Annotated in this window: 20 protein-coding genes; 5 read left to right on the top strand and 15 right to left on the bottom strand. The window is 58.7% G+C overall.

Features of this window, described 5'->3' with window-relative positions:
• Positions 1 to 74: 74 nt before the first annotated feature.
• Positions 75 to 1,781, bottom strand: a complete 1,707-nt coding sequence (locus AC23D6_RS02035; RefSeq protein ID WP_487751182.1) for a hypothetical protein — start codon at positions 1,779 to 1,781, stop codon at positions 75 to 77.
• A 167-nt stretch (positions 1,782 to 1,948) separates the two neighbouring features.
• A complete protein-coding gene (locus AC23D6_RS02030) occupies positions 1,949 to 2,554 on the bottom strand; it encodes a hypothetical protein (RefSeq protein ID WP_487751181.1) in 606 nt (201 codons plus the stop codon).
• A gap of 124 nt (positions 2,555 to 2,678) precedes the next feature.
• Between AC23D6_RS02030 and AC23D6_RS02025 the strand changes: the two genes are divergently transcribed.
• A complete protein-coding gene (locus AC23D6_RS02025) occupies positions 2,679 to 3,008 on the top strand; it encodes a helix-turn-helix domain-containing protein (RefSeq protein WP_487751180.1) in 330 nt (109 codons plus the stop codon).
• Between the two features lie 41 nt (positions 3,009 to 3,049).
• Here AC23D6_RS02025 and AC23D6_RS02020 read toward each other — a convergent pair whose 3' ends face one another.
• The 4 genes from AC23D6_RS02020 to AC23D6_RS02005 all read right to left on the bottom strand — a co-directional run bounded on the left by AC23D6_RS02020 (position 3,050) and on the right by AC23D6_RS02005 (position 6,974).
• Positions 3,050 to 3,976, bottom strand: a complete 927-nt coding sequence (locus tag AC23D6_RS02020; protein ID WP_487751179.1) for a site-specific integrase — start codon at positions 3,974 to 3,976, stop codon at positions 3,050 to 3,052.
• 59 nt (positions 3,977 to 4,035) lie between these two features.
• Positions 4,036 to 4,548, bottom strand: a complete 513-nt coding sequence (gene radC / locus AC23D6_RS02015) for a RadC family protein (protein WP_487751178.1) — start codon at positions 4,546 to 4,548, stop codon at positions 4,036 to 4,038.
• Positions 4,549 to 4,615: 67 nt separating this feature from the next.
• A complete protein-coding gene (locus AC23D6_RS02010) occupies positions 4,616 to 5,908 on the bottom strand; it encodes a hypothetical protein (protein WP_487751177.1) in 1,293 nt (430 codons plus the stop codon).
• Between the two features lie 190 nt (positions 5,909 to 6,098).
• Positions 6,099 to 6,974 (bottom strand): hypothetical protein, encoded by an 876-nt coding sequence (locus AC23D6_RS02005; protein WP_487751176.1) that lies wholly within the window; start codon positions 6,972 to 6,974, stop codon positions 6,099 to 6,101.
• Positions 6,975 to 7,253: 279 nt separating this feature from the next.
• On the opposite strand from AC23D6_RS02005, the gene AC23D6_RS02000 reads away from it, so the two are divergent.
• Positions 7,254 to 7,580 (top strand): hypothetical protein, encoded by a 327-nt coding sequence (locus AC23D6_RS02000; RefSeq protein WP_487751175.1) that lies wholly within the window; start codon positions 7,254 to 7,256, stop codon positions 7,578 to 7,580.
• 30 nt (positions 7,581 to 7,610) lie between these two features.
• On the opposite strand, the gene AC23D6_RS01995 is transcribed toward AC23D6_RS02000, so the two are convergent.
• From AC23D6_RS01995 to AC23D6_RS01980, 4 genes are all read right to left on the bottom strand, one after another.
• The gene (locus AC23D6_RS01995; RefSeq protein ID WP_487751174.1) at positions 7,611 to 8,165 is read right to left on the bottom strand and encodes a hypothetical protein; all 555 of its coding nucleotides are present in this window, start codon (positions 8,163 to 8,165) and stop codon (positions 7,611 to 7,613) included.
• Positions 8,166 to 8,225: 60 nt separating this feature from the next.
• A complete protein-coding gene (locus AC23D6_RS01990; protein WP_487751173.1) occupies positions 8,226 to 9,425 on the bottom strand; it encodes an SHOCT domain-containing protein in 1,200 nt (399 codons plus the stop codon).
• Positions 9,426 to 9,707: 282 nt separating this feature from the next.
• Positions 9,708 to 10,571, bottom strand: coding sequence for a DUF2971 domain-containing protein (locus AC23D6_RS01985; RefSeq protein ID WP_487751172.1), 864 nt, complete (start codon positions 10,569 to 10,571; stop codon positions 9,708 to 9,710).
• Positions 10,572 to 10,663: 92 nt separating this feature from the next.
• Positions 10,664 to 11,305 carry a hypothetical protein gene (locus tag AC23D6_RS01980; RefSeq protein WP_487751171.1) on the bottom strand — a complete coding sequence of 214 codons (642 nt, stop codon included), beginning with the start codon at positions 11,303 to 11,305 and terminating at the stop codon, positions 10,664 to 10,666.
• A 1,233-nt stretch (positions 11,306 to 12,538) separates the two neighbouring features.
• Here AC23D6_RS01980 and AC23D6_RS01975 point away from each other — a divergent pair.
• From AC23D6_RS01975 to AC23D6_RS01965, 3 genes are all read left to right on the top strand, one after another.
• Positions 12,539 to 12,697: a hypothetical protein gene (locus AC23D6_RS01975; RefSeq protein WP_487751170.1), complete on the top strand. Its 159-nt coding sequence runs from the start codon at positions 12,539 to 12,541 to the stop codon at positions 12,695 to 12,697.
• A complete protein-coding gene (locus AC23D6_RS01970; protein WP_487751169.1) occupies positions 12,694 to 13,362 on the top strand; it encodes a hypothetical protein in 669 nt (222 codons plus the stop codon). Before AC23D6_RS01975 ends, AC23D6_RS01970 begins: the two co-directional genes overlap by 4 nt.
• Before the next feature lie 139 nt (positions 13,363 to 13,501).
• Positions 13,502 to 14,365 carry a hypothetical protein gene (locus AC23D6_RS01965; RefSeq protein ID WP_487751168.1) on the top strand — a complete coding sequence of 288 codons (864 nt, stop codon included), beginning with the start codon at positions 13,502 to 13,504 and terminating at the stop codon, positions 14,363 to 14,365.
• Between the two features lie 160 nt (positions 14,366 to 14,525).
• On the opposite strand, the gene AC23D6_RS01960 is transcribed toward AC23D6_RS01965, so the two are convergent.
• From AC23D6_RS01960 to AC23D6_RS01940, 5 genes are all read right to left on the bottom strand, one after another.
• A complete protein-coding gene (locus AC23D6_RS01960; protein WP_487751167.1) occupies positions 14,526 to 16,664 on the bottom strand; it encodes a KAP family P-loop NTPase fold protein in 2,139 nt (712 codons plus the stop codon).
• Between the two features lie 200 nt (positions 16,665 to 16,864).
• Positions 16,865 to 17,065: a hypothetical protein gene (locus tag AC23D6_RS01955; protein ID WP_487751166.1), complete on the bottom strand. Its 201-nt coding sequence runs from the start codon at positions 17,063 to 17,065 to the stop codon at positions 16,865 to 16,867.
• A 1,430-nt stretch (positions 17,066 to 18,495) separates the two neighbouring features.
• Positions 18,496 to 19,836 (bottom strand): hypothetical protein, encoded by a 1,341-nt coding sequence (locus tag AC23D6_RS01950; protein WP_487751165.1) that lies wholly within the window; start codon positions 19,834 to 19,836, stop codon positions 18,496 to 18,498.
• A 48-nt stretch (positions 19,837 to 19,884) separates the two neighbouring features.
• Positions 19,885 to 22,185, bottom strand: coding sequence for a CHAT domain-containing protein (locus AC23D6_RS01945; RefSeq protein WP_487751164.1), 2,301 nt, complete (start codon positions 22,183 to 22,185; stop codon positions 19,885 to 19,887).
• A gap of 975 nt (positions 22,186 to 23,160) precedes the next feature.
• A complete protein-coding gene (locus AC23D6_RS01940; protein WP_487751163.1) occupies positions 23,161 to 24,114 on the bottom strand; it encodes a caspase family protein in 954 nt (317 codons plus the stop codon).
• Positions 24,115 to 24,727 lie beyond the last annotated feature (613 nt).

Raw genomic sequence — 24,727 nt, 5'->3', positions numbered from 1 at the left:
GGCCGATGATCGCGCGCATCGACCCTGCCCCTCACGCTTATGTTCCGCCCACGGCCCGCATGATGCAGCCGGGGCTACTGCGGCCTGCGCGCCGCCAGCACCCCGATCATCGACCGACGCGCCTGGCGCTTCTCGACCAGCTCGCCCACCTTGGCCTGTCCCACCCCGACCGCCGCGCCCACCACGGAGCCCACGGCGGCCACTGACGGGAGCGTGGCACCCAGCAGCGGCGAGAGCATCGGCATCATCGTCACGAGCCCCGCGGTGCCCACCCCTGCGATGCCGGCCGCGATCACGGCGACCTTGCCGGGCGCGTACTTCTTCTGGATCTCGTTCATCACCGCCTGCTGCTTCTGCACCATCGCCGCCAGCCCATGATTAACCTCACGCACCATCGCATCGGCATCGATCGGTGACTGCATCGCCACCCGCTCGGTGTGCGCATTCATCTCTTCCCTAAACCAGCGGTGCTCATTGTTGGCGATCAAGTCTCGGAGGGTGTCCATGGGGATATCGGCCAGCCATCCCATGCTGTCGTCCTGAATGGCCCGCAGCGTCTGATATGACTGCTCGGAGAGCACATTCGTGCGCACCAACGCTTGCGCGCTCGCCCTGGCCGACATCTCGAAGTAATGCCAATGCGCTGCTTGCGATAGCAGCGGCTGCGCGTTCATCTCGTCCGCGTTCTCAAGCAGGTGATAGTGCGGGAACAAGCGCTCCATGATGCCGTTGACAATCAGCGCAGACGCAGGCCACCGCTTCAGCTCCTCTACCTCGTCCTGGGCCCTAATCCCCGTCAACTCCCCCAGATAGGCCTCGCGCGCCTGCGCAACGCTGAGCAACTGCCCAGGCGTACCGTTGGGCGGGACGAAGAGCCTGGCATTGAGCAAGTCTTGCGCAAACGTATCGTCTTGCCGCCTTACGTACGCGGCCAGATCATCCAGCGACTCGATCGTGCCCTTGCAATGGGGACCGATCACGCTAACGATCAGCTTCTCGATGCCCAACTTGGTATGCGCATCGCCCTCTTGCAAGCTGCGCTCGAAGCTCGGAAACACAAACACAGGCGGCACCGGCAGGCGCGCATCGACCAAGGGCCTGAGCTTCAACATATGAAACAGCGCGATCGCCATCTGCAGGTGCACGGCGTTGAGCTTGAGGTCGCCCTCCAAGAACGGATAGATCGGATCGGGGATCAGCTGCGTGTCGGCATACAGCGCGGTGAGCCGGAGCGAGGTCAGCGCCGACCCTTCAAATTTACGTTGCCCACCCGACAACAGCCGCATGCCCCCCAACTGTTGCGCGCGCCTAAACAGCTCGATCGTATTGGCATCGTAAAACGACGCCAGCGCGTCCAACACCTCGTTGGTCCTGCTCCTAAAGTCCTCGGTGTCGTGGCGGACGCGCCACACCATCAGGTCCCTGATCTCTTCCTCGTTGTTGACCAGCTCGACCGCGCGCCCCGTCAGCGCCCCAAACAGCTGAGCAAACAACGCAAACAGCGTTTCCTGCATATCCGCCGAGGACATCGTCGACGGCGCGGGCGCGGCCTCATGCTTCCCATGCTGTACGGCCAACCCGGACATGCGGGCCAGCATCAGCGCCTCTGACGACAGCGCCGTCGTATCGACCAGGCCGTTGGCCAGCAAGGGCGCCTGCTTGATCTCCTGCGCCAAGGCGTCCATGTGCGGCGGCACATGAAGCTTGCCGTCTTGCAGGGCCTTCCGTGCCATCAGCACCCGTTGCGCCGTGTCGGCATCAGGTTGCGCCTGGGGTTCCATAAGCCTAGCTCTCGTGGACGGTAAGCCGGCATTCTCGCGGAGCGCCGATGCCGGGTCAAAATGGCGTCCACAGGCCGGTGCGCGTGACGTCGCGCTTGTGGGGCTGCCGGTCGCTATGGCCCATGCAATTAATTGCACCGCCTGCACGGCGCGCCGACGACCCGGGATCAGAGCGTGCGCTTCTGCGCGCTGCGCTGGATCTCCTCCTCAAGCTCCTGCGCGGCCTTGGCCTGATCCCGACGCGCCTGCTCCGCCGTGGTCAGCGACACCAGCACAAAGCTCTCCACATCCATGTAGCCGACGACGGCATCCTGGTAAGTCCATCGCCAGGTGTTGCGGTAGCGGGGCAGAACCGCTGCGTCCTGGTAGTCGGGCAGACCAAACTTGCTGATCATCATGCTCAGCGTCGCCTCCGCCATCGCAGGCTGGGTCAATGCACTCACCGATTGCACCTTGCCTTGTGCATCCCAAGTGACGCTCAGCGTCGGCCGATCCATCACCTCGGCCACCTCGCTGGCCTGCAGCTCAATGCCCTCCTTGCTCGTGCAACTGGGCTTAGGCTCTGCCTCAAACGCATCACAGGGCGGCAGGTCGGTGGGCTTATTGAGGTCTACGCCGAATAGCGTGCTGCTCGGACTGGGCGTTTGTGCACGTCGCGCCGTATCCACTTCGGTCAAATGCCGGGGATTTTGTACGGGCGCTTGCGTGCACCCAGAGGCGGCGAGCACGCCCGCCACCACAGCACTGATCACCATTACGCGGGATAACACCATCGAGATGTCCTCGGCACAGAGCCATAGATGCGCATGCCATCGCGCAGGTCGTCGCTACAAATAATGTAGCATACAGAGCCAATCAAAGACGCCACCCTGACGCGGAGCACCATGACCGCTTTGGATGGCCACTCCGCAGCCAAAACTCCGCGATACCTTTGCCAAACGCCTCAAGCAGGCGCGTTTGGAAGCAGGGCTGTCGCAGCGAGAACTCGGCCGACGCATCGGGCTTGCCGAAGATGTGGTCTCCAGTCGCGTCACCCGCTATGAGCGCGGAACCTCCGAGCCGGACTTCACCACCGCCCACCGGTTGGCCCAAGAGCTCAACCTGCCGCTGTCCAGCTTGCTGGCCGAGACCGACGTGCTGGCCGAGCTGATCCGGGTGATCGCCACCTTGACCGTGACCGAGCAGAAGCGCCTGTTGGCCAGCCTTCGTAGCGACCGCACCGGTTGACGCGCGCGCACGCGTGATGCGCGTGTTTGCATGAAGGCCCCTCATCGATCGTCCTGCGTGATCGGCAGCGCCATCGCCGCATGGGCATTGCAGACAAACGGGTCCAGCTCGCGGATATAGCGGGCCAGCATGTCCAGCGAAGCATGACCGGTCTGGCGCTGTATCGACACCAAGCTGGCGCCTGCCCGCACCGCACTGGTCACAAAGCCCGCGCGCAGGCTGTGCCCGGAGATGCGCTCTGCCGGCAAGCCGATCGCTGCGGCGTAGCGTTTGATCAGCAGCGCGACCGATTGATCCGACAACCGCGCCCCGCGCCTGCCCGAGACCAGGATGCGGGTAAACAGCGCACCTTCGTTTACGCCACCGGCCTGCAACCACACCTTTACCGCCGCGATCGCCACCCGACCTCCCGCCTGCTCCGGGATACCGATCAATCGCGAGCGTCCGTAAGGATCGGTCTTGCTTCGGCGCAGCCGCACCGTCAGACCGCTGCGCTCAAAGCTCAGATCTTCGACCTGCAGGGCCACGATCTCTGAGCGTCGCAACGCCGCTGCAAAGCCCAGCCACATCAATGCCCGATCCCGAAGCTCAGGCAGGCTCTGCGCGGCCTCAAACATGCGCGCCAAGTCTGCCTCGGTGATCGGTACTGCCCGTCGCTGTGCCACGCCATGCACGCGCTGCACCCCGCGTAGCACTTTACGAATCAGCGGTGAGCGGGTCGGATCCGGCACACCGGCCATCACATGCGCCATGCCGATCCCTGTCAGGCGACGTCTCAGCGTGGAGATGCGCAGGTTCTGCGCGCGCTCACTGACATACGCCAGGATGTCTTGCGGCTGGCCCGGAAAGGTACCGCCCCAGCGCAGGTAGTCGCGAAGATCCCCCGCATAGGCGCGTTGGGTCGCGTCCGACAAGCACGCTGCCAGATACGCCCCGGTCTGCTGCGACAGATCATCCGCCGGCACCACCTGCCCCTCCACAGCGGAATGATGGAGTAAGAACCTGTTATCGCTAGTAGGGCCTGCGGTCATACCCACCCCAGCGCCGCCATGCTGGTGTAGCACTCGTAGCTCACCACCAGGTGATCCAGCAGTCGGATGTCGACCAGGGCCAGCGCCTGCTTCAGGCGCTGGGTGATGGCCCGGTCTGCTGCGGAAGGCGTTGTGTCGCCCGAGGGATGGTTGTGCGAGACGATGACGGCGGCGGCGTTGGCTTTGAGGGCCAGTTTGACGACCTCACGCGGATGGATCTCGGCCGAGTCGATCGTGCCGGTGAACAGCACCTCGCCATGGAGCACGCGGTGGCGCGTGTCGAGGCACAGGACGTAGAACACTTCCTTGTCCTGATGACCGATGTGGGCTTTAAGAAACTCCGCCACCACCTCGGGGCTGCCCATATCGCCTTGGCGGCGCATACGGCGCTCTATGATCTTGGAGGCTTGGGCGAGGACGTGCTCTTCTTCTACATCGGCTTTGCTGGGATCGGGCTTCAGGCTGGTGATCCATTGGCGGGGCGTTCGGGGGGATTGAGGTTGGGCCATCGCGGTTCCTGCGTTTTGCGAGTGGTGGAGTGGTTGGGGTGTGGCGTTGGGGAGACCTGACACGCCCTTACGAGGTATCCAAATCTTCGACATGACCGGAGGGCTTGGCTCCAAGACCACTCCCCAAATGCGGGCCAGACTTCGTTGCATGGGGGGTAGGCAAGCTCTGACGGAAAGTCGCACCGCGATGTAGAGGCCCGTAGAGACGCCGAGCCTCCTCAACATGGCCGGGAGGCGACGTATCCAAAGGACTGGTGGTGACCAGACGCGCTTGGTCGGCGCGACAAACCTGTGATCGGTGCTCAAAGAGCGTCGGCAGCTGAGCGATCACCTGACGCCGTAGCTCGCCTTGTACGGACAGACCCGTGCCATAGCGAAGGAGCGTCGCCTGCTCATAACGATGACGAATCATTTGTGCGTGTCCTACCTGCAGGACATCGCGGCAGTAGGCACCCTCGACCTGAAAGACACTATGTCCGACCGACCTAAGGGGGTCGGTGATACCGGCCTGGCGACAGAAGTGACCTAGCTCGCCTTGCAGCAGCCGACGTAATGCAGCTCGGCCAGGTCGTGAGAACAAGCAGTACGCGTAGGAAGGCAGTGCACCCACCCGACGCGAAGACTCAGGTAGTCGGTCGAGCATGCGCAGTCGATCGGCCCGATGCTTAGACAGGTAATACACCGGCACCAGCAGCGTGTTGAGGGCATCGGTACTGCTACCCCGCCTGACAATGAACTCGACCAAGGGCGGACAGCAGGATTGCTCGAGCAGCTCATCTCGGCGCCGAAGATCTCCCGCTACCAGCTGCGCCCAGCGCCCTTGCACGTAGCCCGAGCGTGCGGTGATGGAGAGCCAGGCATGTGCCTGTTGCAAGGCTGTCAGGAGCGGCGCAGGTGTTCCTGGGGGTAACGGGGGGAGCGGTGCAATACCACCGGTACTGGGCACTCCCACCCACATCAGCAGGTCACAGGCGGTGCGGCATTTATCTGCGCTTGCCAACCGACCGGTCAGGTGCAGCGCCAAGGCAAGATCCCCCAGCTTCTGACGTACGACCTGCTTGCCGGCGATGGCCAGGACCTGCCCCACCAACTCGAGGTCGGCGACGGACACTTCCTCCAGCGCGATGCCTCGCAGTCGGCGCCAGATATAGCCAGGATCCCTGCCGTGCAGGCTGATAACCGCGTGCTGCGCGGTCTCGACATCGCCTCGGCGGATCGCCTTCTGCCAGCCACTAGAGAGCAGTGAATGGTCTAGCGCGTCGAGGGGCGCTTGCTGAGGGTGTCGTGGTGCTTCTTCAAACCGGATTATCAATCTGTCTAGCAGATCGCGCTCAAGCGAGGCGAGCCTACGCTCGGTCACCGGATTGAAGTAGAGAGGTCATGGAACGAGCGTAACGGAGGACGTCACCATGTAAAGAGGTTTTGCTAAGAAAGCTCGGCTGTATCGCAACTTATCCGCTTCTACGAACGCTCCGCTTCATCGTTTGATCAACGAGGTCGCGGCGCAATTGATTGCACGCTTTTCAGTTGCAAGACAAGAACCGCTACACTTAGGCCAGTAGCGCATGGACCCAATCAAACGTCTCGGGATACGACTTCCAGATATCACTGGGTCGCCACCACGACGGCGCGACCGCGGGAAGTGCCTCGAAAGCGGCCTTGCGCTCACCGCCCTTGTGCCATGCCAAGCACCCCACCGGCGTCAAGCCCTGGGCGATACCGGTCTTGATCTTGTTGAGGGCAGCAAGCTCCGAGGCTGCCAGCCGCTCCCGGTCGATGACATGCACCGGTAAGAAGGGGTTATGGACCTGAAGCATCTCCCCGAAACGATGCTGCTTGGGCTTGAGAATGGTCGCCTCGATGCGAAGCAAGGGATGACCCAGATCGATGCCGGCAACCTCAATGCGCTCCTTGCGCTTGTCGTAGATGCGCAGGTGCCGTGCGCCCTTCATCGCACCGAGATAGCGCGTGCCGTGGTTGTCCTCGACCTGCAGCACCTGATCTACGTATAGGTAGTCCTCTACGTTGGCCTGTACGTCGCAGGCGATATCCAGTCGCGCCAGGTCACCGTGATCCCACAGCGTCTGCCACCCCTGCTGAAACAGCATATCCATGTAGGCACGCAGCTCGGCATAGTCGATCGACGTCAGGCGAGACGGATTAAAGGTCAGCCACGACCATTGGCGCTTACTGCAGTAGCCATAGCGGATGCTCAGCGTTGAGCCGCCCTTGAGGCTGATCGACAGGTTCGTCATCGCGTGCTTGCTGGACGCCCACGCCTGACCGGGATTACCTAGGTCACCTGCGATCAGGGACTTCTTGAAGGCATTGAGCTGGAGCCGCTCTTCATGACCTTGCTCTGTGAGCGGGTACGCATACCTCACCCCCACTTTATCGATCGACAGACTTACGTTGTGCGAGAGCATCGTAGAAGCAGGACTATTTACTACCCATAGATATGGCGTCGTCTGCGTGACACACAAGACGAGCGATTATCGGTTGGCTACGTGCGGCACAGCACGGCGCACGTGCACGCGATACGACGCAGGAACACAGACAAGGGCGTGCGGTGCGGCTTTGCGCTCTGGCCTAAGGACATTCCTCTTTCAGAGGCAGGTGGGGTTTTCGCGCTCGAGAACGTCTTACCTTGGCTCAACTCTCCCACTTGCCAGGCGCCCATGTCTCAGTCGCACCAACAAGCCATGATGAACCGATCCCTCGAACTGGCCCGCGGTGCCGACCCCGACTACGTACCGATCGGCTTGCACTACGTGGGCGGCTTGGACATAGCAACCACCCACCGAGCGATGCACGCCTTTAGGAACGTAGAGACCGCGGCCTGGGCGAGGGCCGAGTACTGTCTGGTCCGGGACATCGTCAGTCTACTCCAACGCGATCCGGCCGCACTGGATCGGTGGGCACTGGTGCCTGCACCGCACGAGTCCACCCTGTTGCAGACCAAGTACCAGTTGATGGCCTACTTGGCGAAAGGGGTTCACCAAGCCAGTCTGATCACGCTCGAAGGCGACTGACTCGGTCACGACGACACCATTGTTCGTTTATCAAGCGATGTAGAGCGTAACCAAAGTCACCGCAGCCACTACCAGGAGCGCTACGACACCAAGAGAGACCCATTTGGTGAATCGATAGATCCGCTCACCTTGCTTCACTCGCCGCCACTCGTGCCTGAGCATGGCCTGGCTTTCCGCAACGAAAGCGTCGAGCATCTCGTCTCGCTCATTCTCGTCCCCGCGAAGGACCTCGGGGGAGACTAATACGCCAATCTTAGAAATCAACTCGCTATGTTCGTCAGGGTTGAGACTGAGCAGAATTCTTGCTCTCTCGCTCTCCAGTTGAAGCATCTCGGACTTCACTGATCTGGCCCACGCGTTGAGGTCGTCATCCAGGATGAATGGCGAGCCTGCCATATCAGTAATTACCGTGTATGTCCCCACGAAATCAGCAAGATCATTCCGGAGATGATCGATCCACGCCTGCCTGAGCTCAGATGTTTTCGACTCCTTGGAAAGCACGCTAGCCAAGAAGGCCACACTCGCCGCGATCAGTGCACCCAGCACGGGCCCGAGTACAGGGATGAGTTCTTTTGGGAAGATCATGATGTCATCTACCCCCTATCAAGTTCAGATCCAACTTCAGATTGCGCTCGATGCATGCCTTCAGGGCTTGGCAGACGTGTTCAAGAGACGCTGCTTGGCGGCTTGGAACTCAGCCTCCGTCAGTGCGCCGCTCTGCTTCAGCTCTACCAACTTCTTCAGCTCGTCGGCGAGGGACCCGCCCACGCTCGGGTTAGCACCACCCGTCCGATCTGAGCTGAACTCCGGCGGCGCGGGCGGCAGCAGCTTGACTGAGTTGGCGCATTGAGATGACAGCAAGTCAAAATCCTTCCCTGAGCCAAGCTCGACGTACTGAAGGACGCCGACCGGGCTCACCACCGCGACGAAAGAGGTTCTCCCGGTATAGCCTCCCATCCGATTCTTCGCGTTCACGAGTCCACACGTCCAATAGCCGTCTATCTTCTTTTGGAAGGCGGGCTTCCAACTACCACTCAAGAACCCGAATGGAAACTCGATGCGGGCCGAATCTGGATCGATAAGTCGTGAGCGAACAGCCTGTTCGGCCACCTGACGGAACATCGCCATATCCGGCTCCGAGCGCACGTACATGTCTTCGCCGCCCGGCCATTCTTTGGTAGCGTCTATGAGCTGTTGGAACCGCGCTTCACCAAGCTGGCGGGCGATCAAACCTTCCGCCTGGCGAAGTCCGGCGACGACCGCGGGTCGGGAGTTGGGCGCCCAGTTGGCCTCCGACACGGCCTGTCTCGCCGCTTCATAAGCCATATTTGCAAGGCTCAGTTCATTCTGATTCTTAGCGAATGCTGCGCATTGGAGCTTCATTCCAGCGCCGAACGCCCCTAAGTCGCTCCGCCGGCCGAATGCGCTCACGCAATCCTCAAACTTGCCGCGCGCCACGGCATCGAGGCCTATCAGGATGGTCTCTATAACGGGCCGAGCGTTCTCGCATTCCAAGGTGATCGTTGATCGTTCCGCCTTACGCTCCAACTCGATCTCAATAGACGTGCCGGGCGCTATCCCCCGCAGTACGCTCACAGCTTGGCCTGCGGGCTTTTCTGCCACGTTCACCTTGTTGATCGTTAACAACCGATCTCCAAGCTGGAGCGGCGTCCTACCATCGACGGTAGTGACAACGGCGCCGTCCGCTAGTCGCGCCCCTAGCGAGCAGCGATCCATCGGCTCGCCCGCCTGACGAAGCTCATCAGCCATCGTCTTCGCTTGGCTTCTCAGTTGGCCTTTATCTTGAGCCACACACGTGAACGACACGGCCAGCGCGCTTGCCATCGTAGCAACCCGCTTAAAACCTATCCCAAGCATCTCCGACCCCCGAAAGAATGTTCCAACGAATAATCCCCACGCGGAGCGTCGTGAAATGGCTTATGCCCTTACGCCCTCTACGTCACAAATCCGCACTTAGGATGCAATGCCCCTTGCATGTTGAAACGCCAGCCGTTCTTCGTCCAGCAATCAGCTAACGAAAGCCTGGTCGGGTAACGTCCACACTGAATCTTCGAACTGCACGAGACCTCAGATTCTGAAGACATTAGGTGCCCCCCCCTCATCTCCTCATTCGATTGCGTCGAATCTCACTCCAAACGGCTCTCGCTTGTTAGCCTGCCAGAGTTTAGCGAACGGGTATCGGGCCCTCACCAGCGGCTCCAACTCTTCCCTCAGGTTTCCTGCTCGCATCCCGAAATAGACGCCTACAAACTCACCCGTGGCAAAGCCCGCATACTCGACTGCATCTTGCGGGAGCCGGCCCTCACCTGTAACAAGGCGCCACTCGTTCTCATACTGCCACTCAGGCGACTTAATGAACATTAGGAGATCGGCAAGATCTGGCGTGAGGCTCAACCCGCCCGAGAGGAAGCGCGCCAACTCTTCTGTCTCTAGAATCGGCGGAGGTTTGCTCGTGTATTGAACTGGCTTTGCCAACCTATACACGCTATCTAGCTCATCGATAGTGGCGAACTCCAACACGACTCCCGCATGGTTCTCGGCGTAGTGAGACCACATAGTAGTGCTGTCATTGATGCTTGAGAGGCAGAGGACCTTTAGTGTTTCAAAGTGTTCAATTACTTCAATACTGAACTTGGCAACTATGTCAGGCAATCGGGAGAGGCTTCCGTCGATTCCCGGCGTCATCTCGCGAGTGAACGTCTCGCGACCCATGACCAAGAAGGGGACTCGCATGACCTCTAAGAGTTGTCCCAGCACATTGGTAATCGGTTGGCTGCCAGGATGCATGATCCTGTGCCACATCAGATCCAGCGCACGATCTCGTACCGCCGGCGCATCGATCTCGGTTGAATAGCCGACCTGCAGGTCAAACGGATCATTGAACCCTGAACGTCGTGACCACCTCAGCGTCCGATTCTGCAAAACAGCGCGAGCTGCTAGCGGACTCAGGTACTTGAACAGATTCTGCATTGCACCCCTATCACTCATGCCAAGGGTGATGACCGGACTGGACAGCTTGAGCCAAGCAACCTCCCGCATTCCACTTTACAACCGGCGTCAGATCACTCCACGTACTTGCAGCTAGAGCACTCCCAGTCCCCGCCAGCAAGCTCGTTGAACGGTGATGGGATTGGACTCAAGAACATCTTTCGGCCGGATGTCGAACAGTTTGGGCATGCCGGCTTTCCGGGAGGCGGTGCGATGACCTGCTTGTCTATTACTCGGTTTCCGTTCTTAGACTCGCAGTTCTTTTTCCACTGCTGGAGCGATCCATTGATCGACTCATCCATCGACCAGGCCGGACGCGTCATGTCTACTGAGTGAACAAAGGCGTTGAGAACGCCTCTGTCAAATATTCCCCTAGATACCGTTTCGTGCTTTATCAGAAGGATAGGCAGCCCCAGGGAGTACGCGAGCGCTGCTTCCAGGTGATTCCATTCCGTGGCTAGGTCAAAGGCCTCCGTGATGGCGCTACCTTTCACTGCCCTTGCGCGCACTGAGATCTGAGGCACTCCGAGGATGATCGCCCCAGCACATCCCTCCATAAGGTCTATCACCTCATCGAGTGGCGCCTTGCTCGGATAGTCGCTAACGCCTAGGGTCCGCGGCACTACACCAAAGTTACCAAGCTGAGTTCCTAGCGTCTTCAACCCTAGGGCAAAGCTTTCATGGACCCAAGTAGGTCTACTTAGAAATATATTCATGAGCTTCCCTGCACCTTCTGTCGCCTGAAATAGCCGCCAACTTCTTGCAGTCGGGCCGTACTCCACGCCAGGCGTATACGCACGATCTTAGGGGCGGAAGGGTCGACTCACAAGCAGGGGGGTTAGCCCATATTGATCCTATTCGATCTGCCGGTCTTGTTGACGAACTAGTGCTCGGCCGCCTGTCGCCCCGAATGCAAGAAAGTCCAAGTCCCGCCAAAGGCGAGAGCGATCGCAGATGCCCTTCGACGCCTTGCAAGTCTAAGCTCAGACGACTTCAGTCTGAGCGAGGGGCCTAGCTCCCCAAATGATAAAAGAGCTGCCGCCGCACACACCGACCGGCCGTTCGCGTGTGCGACGACGGCCTAGCCATCGACCCACGCGAGTATCCCGGCGAAAACCGGTGTCGGCCCCTATCGCCACTTTTGCACGGGTTGACCGGCGTCCGGAGGTTCTGACAACAACAGTAGCGAACAAGAAACCAAGATTTACCTTCCCGCCGCGTCCGCTCCGCCAGCGGCTTGTCCTACCAGACCAGGCTCTTTGGCACCAACGAGAGGTTGTTAGCGTACTCGAGACGCGCCGCTCGCCCGGCAGAAGACAAGCTCACGAACTCGTCCGGCATTCCCCTACTGATGAGCCCGTCATCTGCAAACGGGTAGCCACACCGTCCGTTCCTTGTCGTGCAAGAATGGGACGGTCGGATCAGGCGCCGACGCATGCTGGTCATGCCCAGCGTGGGCTATTAGGGCACTCGTCCCGCCACGTTATGCGCCATCACTGGGATTGGTGGCGCCAGGCAGCGCCATTGTGTGGCACTGTGCACAGCACCACATAATGGCCCCCTGTTCGTTCGGCGGATTGCTTGACCGGGGTCGACAGTGCGCGGCTCCGAACCGAAGCAGACATCCGCAATTTGTCCAGCACACGGGCGCCGCCTGCATCTCACCGTGGACGCTGCTAACTGGAGGACTGCGGTTGCCTTCACCCTCCTCCCTGGGGCTGCCCGCGCCCACCCTGTCAAGGCGGACTGCGAGGGCAACATGGTTCATGGCGTGGGTACAAATGGGGCTCGCCATTTACCATGTTAGTCGGCCCTTCTTGAGGGTGGTATCGGCGTATATTCAATACTTTAGTACCGCCTTGCGCTACCCTCTAGGCTGTAGCTCTATCTAGATGTTGGAGCGGGAGAAAACAAAACTTGCCACACCAGTTCTCGCTGAGCTTCGCTCCATGGCAATTCTTCAGTCACTCCTCGACTTCTTTGCGCGTATGGCCACCCAGACCGATCCCGTCGTGACCGCCGTCTTTTTGATCGCCGTGATGGCTTTGCTCCTCGTGGGCATGGCCTTATACGTACTTCACGCCGCCATCCGGGGGCGCAAGGAATGAGCACGCCTTGGGGTAGCTTTCCTAAAGATGTCGTGCCGTCCGCCCGGTTGGCTGCGCTTACGGGCGCAGGAAACCAGGTAGGAACACACATCGCGGCCCACAAGGTCTATTTCGCGCTGGCGCTTGAGGTGAACTTCGTGACTCGCGAGGTCGAGATGGGCATGTCGTTCCTACAAGATCGAACAAAGCTCTCAAGGCCGATGCTAGCCAAAGCCACAAGTGCATTGGAGGCCGCGGGAGTACTGAAGGTTGACCGAGATGGCTACCGGAACCGCTACACGCAGCTAATGAATGCTCCGAATTCGTTCCGACAAGTGCCTCGCTTCGCTACGCGCCAAGCGCTCCAGATGAAGCTCAGTCGCGGCATCTCAGTGCTGGCGGCTTGGAAGCTGTATCCGGTGCTGCTCTATTTGCGCAATGGGCAGACTGGGGATGCTTTGGCCACGCATGAAACTTTGCAGCGATATTCCCACGTGCGCCCAGAGCATGTGAGCGCCGGCGTGTCGCAGCTGGTGGAGTGGGGCTTGGTACGACACCGACCTACAGAAAGCAATCGCAACGGGCATCCCAGCTTCGTCTATCGCCTCGCCGGCACGTTCAGTGGGATGGTTCAAGATGTTGTACCAGCTACACCCGTTCTGAAACCATCGAAAGTACCGTTCTAGCGCGTCAAGTCACAAGTGAAATTGACCCGCGAAGCGGACATCGAGGAGGAGCGATGGTCGATAGCCGAGCCCGGCCAAGTGGTAGCGCCCGGGCGGTGCCAAATTCCGCTTGCGATCACGATCATGCAGGGGAGCACAGATGGAAGGACGATTCTGGATGCGGCGCGCAGCGCTCGCGCCGCAGATAATGGTTTCAATCGACGCTGATCGATACCATGCACTTTCCCAAGCACGCGAGACGCTCGTAGATATCGGAGCGTTTGAGCATCGGTACGAACTACTGCTCGGCAACCACCTGGCCTTGGAGCAATTCTGCGCGGAGTGGGCACTGCGACGCGAGGTCGAGATGGACCATCGTTACGAGACGGGAGCAAGAGTCATCATCGAGGCGAGTCGCCACGTCATGAATCTGCTCTCCGCGGCACGCGCCTATGCTGACCACGTCGTCCGCGACTTCGAGCATCTTGGGCTCTCGCCGCCGTTCAAAGAGCAGGCGGAAACGCTGATGAGTGAGGCGTACGACCGGAACCCTTCGTATCGGATCGCGTGTGCGCTTCGAAACTATGTTCAGCACTGCGCCACACCCGTTCACGGGGTCACCGGAAAGAAGAGCGAGTGCTGGGCTGATGCGCTGGTGATCTACTGCCAGAAGCGAACCCTCCTGGAGGAGGGCAAGTTCAAGGCCTCGGTCCTTGCGGAGATGGAAGACAAGACCGATCTGAAGCAGGTTGCGCGCGAGTACATGCATGGCGTGAGCAGCGTACACGTTAAGCTTCGTAAGCGCGTCGATGAGCACTGCCGAGAGGCAAGGCAGTTGCACGAGGAGGCCATCGCGCAGTTCGTGGCCGCGCAACCTGAGCCGGAGTCAGGCAAGCCTGGCATTGGGCTCACCGTCTGTCGAGAAGTCGATGGGAAGTTCGTAGACGCGCACCCGATCCTTCTCGACTGGGATGACGTTCGACAGCTACTCGCCGAGAAGAACCGGTTCGCTTACAAACTGTAGGCTCCGCGCCGCCAGAGACTATCATCGTGGCAGCCCTCTGGAAATCGCCATCCATCACGCCCATTACAGTGCAGCTTCCATTGGAACGCCGAACGTAGTCAGCGATCCTCAAGGTCGCCCGCATCACCTCTGCAGGTTAGGTGTTGCTGCTTTGCCGCATTCAATCAGTATCCCCAAACCCCTTCTTCCCCCACGCATCTAGGAACACTCTCACTGCCTCAATGTCTTCAGCGGGCTGCCGCTGCTCGCTGACGATGCGCTCCAGAGCCGCCCGGAACTTATCCTGGTCAAACAGATCAAAGTCGCTGTGGATGCTGGCACGGACATTTCTGCGGGATACGCGATCACCGAGGCCGCCAATCCCGCCTAGCCCCGTCGACCAAGACTCGCCAGTCAGTGCGCGAGCCATCCGCACGATGACATCGTCGCGCTGCATTCGGTCGGCAAGCCACGCTCGAACTTCTGCGCCGCCATCGCCGGCAAACTCCTTCCACCGGTACAGGCAGTGCATAAGGTCTGGCCGGTGCAGCAGTGAGTCGTCTTGGGCTGCTTGCCGTAGAGATCCTAGCGCGCGACCGACCAGGGTCGGCAAGGCTTCCTTCGTCGTCAGTGCTGTCGACAAATCTACTTCACGCGCTTCCCGGGGATAGTGGTCCGTATAGGCCGAAGAGACGAAATCGACCAGCCAGCCGAACGAGGCATTTTCAGTGGCGGCCAAGTAGATCGCGGATCTCTCCTCAAGAGAGAAGCGATCGTCGGTCACCCGGCGGATGAGCCAGTGGATCCGCAGCGAGGTCGTGCCCATAGCGAAACCACGTTCCTCATCCTCCTTGCGATTGATCGCATCGGCGATCTCGAAGATGGCCGAGAAGAATGTCGACACCTTCTCCTTGGAGACTTGGCGTCCATGGCTGGTCATCTCATCCAGCACCACAGGGACCATCGACTTTCCATCTCTGCGAACTTGCGTAGCCGCCCGCAGCAACCTTTCTTGGATGAACTCCTTCTCGCCCGCACGTTCCACTAGCTCCCGGATCTCCCTGCCCGACAATGCGTCATCGCTCAAGGACATTTTGAAATAGGTGTCGAAATGCTTAGCCAGACACACGCGGCGCTCCGATTCCCAACTCTCGCGAAAGCCCGAGTAGGTAACCTCCTCGAATGCAGGAAATAGGCGCTGCAGGACGATCTGCAATCGTTCATGCCGATCTTCCTTAACGCCTGCCAAGAACGGGTCGAAGCGCTTCTTGTCCCTGGATCCTCCCCGACTGGTGCTGGTCACGACGTCCCGGTGCTGCCGAATCGCTGTGAAGAGCGATGGCTCGTATAGGCGCAGGGTCTCCAATGCGAGGTAATCGGCGTGACTGATGTTGTTGGCTACGGGGGGCCAAGTCACGGTGATCGCGTTGATCAAGCGGGTGACATGCCTTGGTGTAATGAGGTAGGGCACCACGACGTCGTAGAACAAATTCATGAAGCGCACCTGATGTTCTTCCTCGGGCGTGCCGCACCGCTCTTGGAAGGCCATCAGAAGCGCGTTGTGTAGATCGTTCGGCGTAGGCGACGGCAGCTCGAAGCTCGCTTGGATGATCTTCTCGAGAAAGTGGGGGCCTTCAGAAGGAAACCGCACTTTGACCGCAGCCTCTGCCAGAGCTCGGTCGAACACCAACAGGTACATGACGTTGGGCAACTGACCGATAGATTTGACTAGTCGAAAAACCCCTAACGCTTCGTCCGGAGCCAATCGGTCAATGTCGTCAATGATGATAAGTACGCGCTTGTTCTGTTCCGCGAGCGTCTTGGAAAGCTTGCGAAAGGTCTTTTCCAAAGAAGGTTTCTCTGGGAAGAAGCGCTTGGCGAATGCTGCGGAGCCGGTAACCAGGGCGCCCCAGCCGCTAGTCGTGGCCAGTGCCACCGCACTCCCAAGCACAGGCCCGGCCTGAAGTACGTGGCGGCCCATTTCTGGAACGAGGCCTTTGACCTTGTCGCCCAACGAGCTTTTCAGCGCCGAATTGAGCTCTTGCAGAAATGCCAGTGCGATGGCTTCTTCGCCGCGATACCACCAGCATTTGAAGTCGAACACCGACAGCGTGTCATCCTTCCGGTCGAGAAGTTCCGCACGAATCAAGTTGACGGCACTGCTCTTGCCCGCGCCCCATGGAGCGGTAACTGCAATGGTGGTTCCAACGGGTTTGCCAATGCTGAGCAGGCTCGTCGCCAGCGCCTCGGCGAAGGCATGGATGCCGTAGCGATCGTCCTCCCGACGTTCAATGGGGCTGTCATTGAAGTACTGCGGCATCCCTTTCTCCTCGGCCTTGGGCTGTCCAGGCATTTTGCACTGGGGCCCCCCTCACCAGGAATCTGCCGGGTCGCGCACTCCGGTCGATGCCTCTTATCCGCTTCCGACCAGGGGCGGACATCGGCGCAGGTCTGAACTAAGCCGACCCACGAAACGGGCTCGGCTTAAACGAATTGTTAGAAGTCCTGCGCGACAAAGTATCAGCGCTCTATGTGACTGCGCAGGATTGTCTTGAGAACCTGATACTTGTCCGCGGATGCGCGAAAAGCGAGCAAATGCGGATTGTCTCGCTGCAAACGCCCATAAAAAGCGAGAATCTGGTCCTCGGTGCGCTGTCCGGCTGGTTGCTGCCGAAGCCACTCTTGCACGATCAAGGGCTCTAAATCAGATCGCTTCGCCATGACGCCTCCCCAAGAGTTCTAACGTCTGAGCTAAGCCAACCCGCGAAGCGGGTCGGCTTGAATGAATTGTTAGGCACCAACCGCTGCCCCTAAGAGATCACCATAAGCCCAGATTAGTGTTCCAGCCAACGCGAAGGCGATTCCGACTTGGCTCGCACGTGAGTCAATGCGCGACTGCCGAATCGCTTCGACCTCTTCTTGCGTCGGTGCGAAATGCCCACCATCAATCACGGACTGGTACTCAATCCATTCCACTAAGCCCATACGAACAAGTGGTCTTGCCCCCAAGACTACGCCGCAGATGGTCATTATTGAACCGGAGCGGCCAAACCAGTGCCACTCGTTGGAATAGCAACTCCAGATTCCTGAAATAACTACCGCGAGCACTCCGACCGCAGCGATTAAGTAGATGTTAGATGCTACAGTCCTCATCGAATTTCCATTGGCGGCAAACTACCTAATAGGCAGCCCGGGCTCCGGTTATACGACTCATCCGCAGTGCACCGGATGGTGAGCTACCTCGTTGATACGACTCGATCTTAGTGCGACTGGGTCCGGCCAACAAGCTAAGTGCAACCGGAGCCACAGAGGCTGCGTCTAAGGGGCTTTACCTGCGCTTGCACTAGCGGGTGCGACCCTTATCGGTGGGCGGGAACCGTCCGTTCTTGGGCCGAGAAGCCGCTCCCCAGATGTCCGCTTGCATCGAAACCGGACACTACAGCTACTGAAAGCGGCAGCAATCGTTCACACCCTGAGAGTCGGTGTGATCATAGCCACACAGGATGACCGATACAACTTCACGCCCTCACGTGCATCATGCAATTGATTGCAGGACCTAAGCTCAGACTTTCTTAAGGCGCCCCCCCGAATCAAGTATCGAGTTATTGCTTATAATTGGGCGAGAATAGCCTCAACGTACCGTTCACGGCTTCCTCTTCATCTCGCCCTGCTGCGGTGGAGGAGCGACCGGCATGTCGCCAGGCTTGCCTGGAGCGCCGCCCTTCAAGATGAAGTCGGCAATTTCGTCGGCGTGTCCGCGAAGTAGGCCACCAGCGGACCCTAACGCAGTCGCGTTGCCCGACTCGACATTGAGTCGCCCCAGCTCCTGACCCGTAGCCGGTCGAGGATGGACGAGTTCGGCGGAGCTGGAATGAGATGAACAAGTGGAGAGATTCGCTGACGCGGGTGTTCTTCCAAGATCGGACAATATAGATCCAGAGATACGCCTTCTGATCCCAACAATATCCACGCACTTGAGCCGAGCATGATTAGCTTCTTCATGGGCCATCGTGATCGCCAAAGCTCCACGTAGACAACGCGACTGTTCACTTAAAATGGCTGACGCGACGCCATGAGCGGTCAGACTTCCTTGTGTCTGACCGCTCTCATCCGAGCTCGCACAACAGAGGCAGAGAAGCGGCCATCGACCTCTAGGCAGCTTCCAAGCCCGCCTTTATGCCCGTAAGAATTCCCGCCCAGCCTAGGTGAGCCACTTCCGGGTGGACGATGTCACTGTGGGCACCTGAGAATCCGCCGCCCTTGGCGATGATCTCCTGCGACTTGATGTTATAGATCTTGCCGGGCTCGAACCCATAGTCCCCATCCACCCCCAAGATGTCCTTCTCGATGGCGAAGTTGGACCCGCCTTGCAGGCCGAATGCCCCGGTACCGCCGTACTTCGGATAATCGCCGTCGAGGTTGGCTTGCCTCGCGACGCGCGCAGCGATGGGGTAAAGGTTGCCTACTGCCTTGTCGTGAATAGACCACGTCGTCAGGATCGGTCCGGCCACCAGCTTCTTATCTACTATGCGACGGAAGTAGCCGTCTTGATCCCCAATCTTGGAGTACGACCAAAGCGAGAGTGCCCCCTGCACAAGGAAGAGCGACGAGACCGGCCTGAGCAGTGGATCATCCGGCTTGCCTGCTACCGCCGCCGATACAACGATGCACCCGAAGCTGTGACCCATGAGGTGAATACGTACACGCTTTGATGCAACCTGCATGTCCCTAAGGAATTTGGCAACGCCCGTCTCACCAACCTCGCGAGCTCGTGCCTTCATCGTCCAGAAGGATAGCTGACGAAGCGGCGCTAGCAGTGTGTCTTTGACAGAGCCGCCCAACAGCGCCGCATCCGCGTCCGGACGTTGCGCCGTGTCATACACACGCTGCGCCGTCCAGTCACCCTGCGTACCCTCGCCCTCCTCGGACCATCTACCCGCGGCCTTAGCAAGCTTCTCATAGGCCGCGACTACGAGTGGATCAAGCTCTGGGGGCAACTTGGTCGCCTCAGACGCTGAGTTCACAATCTCCGTGACGGCGTCACGCATGTCTTCGCCTTCAACGCCGAGCGCGTTGACGTACCAATCGATGGTTGTTTTGGCATCATCACCGTCGGGCGCTCCGCCCAACAGCCCGGCATCCGCTTCGTCCTCGCCTTCGCTTTCGTCACCCCACGCCTGACTAGGCCAGTGCAAGCCGACGAGAAGTGGCTTATAGCCCGGCACGAGCGCCCTGACCTTATCTCGGTTCGGGGCACTGGAAGCAGCAATCCAGAGCCAATTCTCACTCTGCTTTATTCCCGCCTTCCTATCGCCTTTCCAGCCATGGCATACCAGATATACATCAGTGACAGGATCAGCCTCTTCCTTCAGCGCATCCAGAACCGTCGCAATTCCATTACCGTCATCTTGTTTGCGCTCTTTTCCTTCTTCATCAAAGCAAATGAAGTGATACTCGATCTCCACCCCGTCCTTATCGAACTTTTTCAGCATGCTCCTTCTCCTTGGTGTTTCGATTAGTCAACCAGGTTGAGTGCTTGCCTATGCAGCCTCTTCTCGTGCCACCAACGTGTCTGCATTGCAGTGAAGTCCGTACAACAAACCTAAGCCGTTGCCGTGATTGTTGACGAAGTGTTGTCGCATCTTGAGCATCACGGTACCGATATCATCGTTTCCGGTCAGAAAGTCGGTAAAGAATCGCTTAGCCCATTCCTCCGCAAACATCGCCGGCACTTTGCACTCGGTGCCAATCACACCGCGCGCCCCCTTGCCGATGAAGTAGGAGACGAAGCCACCATAGAATCCAGAGCTAATTGCGCCTGACTCACACGCATTGATGAACACCAGCGGCGCGCCCGTGAACTGAAACTTCGAAGGGGCGTATCGATTCAGATGATTCAGCGATACGGACTTGTCACCGGTGAAGGTGAAAGTTGAAGCTCCTGGGCCCGACACCGTGTTCAGTCCTACCGTATCGGCGTGGCAGTACATGTAGAAGATCTGGTCATCACCTGGTGCGCCCAGCGCCGTCACCACGTCTGTATCCGAACCACGCTGGACAAAGCGCATCTTCGGCGCTTGCTTCGCTATCGCGTCAAGATGAGCAATTTGACGCGTGACGGCTCCGTTCTTGTCCAGATCCCAGTTGACATTTAGGCTCATCGAAAGTCCCGTGGGTCCCTCGAGAATGTCCGGGTCGCAGCGGAATCCGGAGTTCTTCAATGGTGTTTGCTCGATGACGCAACGCATGCCAAGGAACCGCTCCCAACTGAAGCTCGCTGGATCAAGAGGATCCTGCGGATAGAGCATTCCCCAGGGAACTGTGAATAGCTCCGCGTTCACCTGGACGCGCACGCTTCGGCCTCTGTTAGCTTCCTCGATGAGCCAGTTCCCGAATGCGCGACACTGATCACTGGCGAGATCATTTAGGAAGATGTTGTAGAACAGTGTCTGTCCTGCCTCGGCCAGCATCGCCAGCGATGCTTTCTCAATCGCAGGGGGAATCGTGATAAGCGACTGAAAGGGGTAAGTCTGGGTCGTTTTCGCAGGCGCAGTGTCAACCATCCTCACTACTGCCAGTAGCGTATTCCGCGCCACCTCGACCATGTGATCTAACTGAGGCGTGGTCAGCTTGATATCAAACTTGCTGGCATAGTCGCCGCAAGCATTGACCGTGTAGTAGCCGTTCTCTGGCTCAATGATGAGCATGACATCGCGCCGTATGCCGCGCGGGGGAAAGACCAAGGTTTGTCTTAGTGCGGTGACAGTGGCTGTCTCGGCCGTCCCAACATCGATCGAGATGTCAAGCCGCTGAACCAGATTGTTGTCACGATGAATGATGGCCGCCAGCTTGATCGGACCATCCTTCTGTGGCGTGATCTGAAATACGGCCGCGCCAATCGACAGGCCATCTTTACGAACGTAGAGCTTCTGCCGTTGGACATTGAACTCCCAGGCATCCTGGTCGTCCGAGAGGAGCTCTACAACAAGCTCGAAATCGGCTTTGCCAGATACTAGGTTGGGGTCTGCCGGCGTGCTTATCAGCGCACCCGGACTTTGAGTCTTCACAGACTCAATTGCGATCTCGAGGTTGTAAGTATTTCCTTTCTCCAGTGGCTCAGGGAACCTGTGGTTCTTGAGCGAAGCATTGATCCAACGCTCGTGCTCAGTCCCCTCCTTCGCATCTGGCGGCGGATGTGCCCCGGTACCCCCTCCTAGCAGGTCCTCCTCTAGCTCAGTTCCCACCGCCTCCTCTTCAGTACTCTCGGGAGGTTCCACTTGGGGTGCAGACTCCGCAGGTGGTGTAGCCTCCTCAAGCACTTCATAGTCGAAGTCCTCCGAGAACAAAGGGCTGCCGCCTCCGCCGCCTCTCGGTATCTCTATTCCTTCCTCGACATCTTCCTGCGCTTCACCAACCTCAGTTCCTCGGCTGAAGAGTTTGTCATCGGGGAGTGAGAACTCTCCGCCGGATGAACCTCCACGATCGCCCGCTGACTTGCGCTCCCAGACTTCAACTACAGAGTCTTCCGTTAGCACCACCAGGCGACGGTTGCGCGGAAGTGTCATTGTCCGCGATATCATCCGTTCCCCTTCCTTGAAGATTCGTGAAGACGGCTCAAGGTTTAGCAGTTGGATGACATCGGTGACGGTAAGTCCATCCCAATCGAGTGCTCGCAACATCTCTAGGCGCTCAAGATCGACTAGATAGATGTGTCCCTCATGTTCAAAGCATACGACCTCATTCTTTTCGCGAAGGTCTCGAACGACATGTCGAAAGCTATCGCTACCCTTTAGAGAGAATGACGATGCGAACTTACGTACACGCAACCATTCCTCAGTCATGTCTCCACTCCTTCGATGGTCTCAGTCGCCTGGCCTGACGGCCCCTATAAGCGACAACGCCGGCTTGCCATTGCAACGGCCAAGCGCTACGAGAAGCATTCTCGGGGGTGTATTGACTACCTAAGTGCATGATTTTCAATGCACTTGCTTACGCAAGAGCCGACGCTTCAAGCGGGCACCGTCACAGGTAAATCCGCTTACCACTAAGAGTGCCCAAGGTTTATGCGGGCCCTCGCCGTCCGCTGCAATCAATTGCATGAGCTCAGATCAGGGCGGCATTGCTAGCCGGGCTTGGCGCTCCTAGCGATAGTAGGGCGTACTGAGCAACGCGAAACGCACGCTGATCACGATGGAGCTTCTCCAGTGCGCCGCCGTCGCACTCAATCCTTTGCGGGCATGTCCCGATCTAGCTATATGCTAAATGAGGGACCTATCGCGATAGCGCATCAACGATGAGATGGCACCTGAGGGCGCGACCGAGAGGCAGGCATTCTCATGCGCCTCGCTTTGTCGACACTTTCCTCCTGGACGTGTCGATGTGTACGATGGGTCGCCGGAGGCTAACCGCATACGCGACGATGTCCGCCGTCCCACCGAACCCTATACTAGGCTCGCCATCCCATACCGTGATCATGAGCTCTGAGTGATCTACGATCCATCTGCCTGCCTCGTAGAATGCGCGCTCACCAATGCAAGGAAGTAGGAGCTCGATAACTTGGCTCTTGGCCTTGAGCGCCTGGTACCGCGCAGAGCTCTCACCACTAAATTCGGAATCGTAGCTGGCATACGGTATTACCGCCCTGAAGTTGTCCCCTCTCGCAAGCATCTCCTCAGCAAATATCTGGTCAGATCCTATAGCCAGACTGCTATAGCCGATCGCCGTAGGTTCGAACTCATTGAGTGTCTTTCTTATTTCATTGCGCACCCAGGACCACTCGATGCCGGGACGGAATTGATGCCCAGTGAACCCAACTTTCATATCTTGTGCGCGTGTATCGCGCTCCAGTAAAAGCGGCCCAGCGGAGTCAGTTTGCAGCTCTTTTTCTGCATGGCGGCGTAGTACATGTGATCGGTGTCGATAGGTACGAGCAACCTAGCTGCCCGATACAACTGGAGTACGGAAAAGATCTCCTCTTTAACCAGGTCGTGCGGTTCGGCCGTAGGTTCGTGTTCCGGGCCTAGGCGCAACTCGCTATAGGGCGTAGGAAAGAAATCGATCATCCTACGCAGCTTCTCATCGGAGATGGCCCAGCCCGCACGACGTAGTGGTGATATCTCACCTAAGCTTGCGAGCAACAGTGGTCGAGAGCTCCAGTTGCTGAGTACCTCACAAACATAGGCGTAGATGGAGGGCACTGTGACAAAGCCTCTGACATCTGCGGCACCACCCTCGAGCGCTTCGCAGACTCGCGTGGTGAAAACACCGCGCCCCCCGGATTCTTTGGCAGCTTGTCTCGGTCGACATGCCGCAAGAATGGAGACGCCCTCGCGTACCGCGACAGCTCCTTCTCTCGTCAGCTCATTGAGAATGGCGCCTGAGTAGCAGCAATCCAAGATGATGATTACTTCGCGCGCAGGCGATCTATTGGCCATGCCGACGAGATCCGCCATCGGAAGCCCTGGATCACCCGGCTGGCATTCACCTGTCATCAGCGCCGCCGCCGTGCCATCGTGGGAACCGTGGCCCGCAAAGTAGACCACTGCGGATGTGACCTTCTCGCGCTCCAAGTGATCTCTAAGCTTCGCCTTGAGAGTTCTTAGATCTAAGGCAGGTCGCGTGTTAGAGGTGAGAATCGCGCAAGTGTAATTGGGATCACCATTGCTGTTATTGAGTAGCAACCTGTGCATTTCCAAGGCATCTGCGATACACCCCGAGAGATCGCCCAGGTGAGGATAGCGATCAAGTCCTATCGCCAGGCCCATTCGCATAGATCCGCTCCTTGTATGGAAATGTTGGACCGTCTAGCGCACCTGCTAAAGAGCGGTGAGGATAGCGGCGTTTCTCCACAATCCATTGACACGTTCTTGCTGACAGCGTGCCCAACTCTGGCTCCCATGTAGGCACGCATAGCCACCCGAACATCCTCTCAGGCAGTAGCAATCGTTTGCCCAAAGAGGCGCTTCCGGCAACAAGGCCTCACAGTCCCCAATCAGTACTTCAGCTAACCTCGACGGACCAGCAAGGACGACGCCCACATACTCATCCGGCATAGTCCACGCAACAAGTTACAAGGTTCAAGCTCATTCACTACCGCCCCCCATAGCCGAGGCCCTGCCATTCCTGGCGGTCGCCCGCCAGACGGCGGCCCCAATGGCATCGACCCCCATCTGAGCGATTAATTCTACTAAATGGTCTAGCGTCGAGCATGAGGGCTCCTGCCGCTCGTCGGACAGGTCAGCGCTCGGCGCCAGCATCCCTCTCGCCTTGCTGACGGATCCCAGAGCTAACACTACCGTCCGGGTGACAGGAGGCTGTCCGCACCATCGTCACAAGCGCGCGAACGCAGCGGGACGCCCTACTCCAGGTGCCTGCACAACTGCG

Source organism: Pseudoxanthomonas sp. G3, assembly GCF_057654715.1.
Note: the sequence above shows the minus strand (reverse complement) of the source record. Positions and strands in the feature narration are given on the sequence as shown.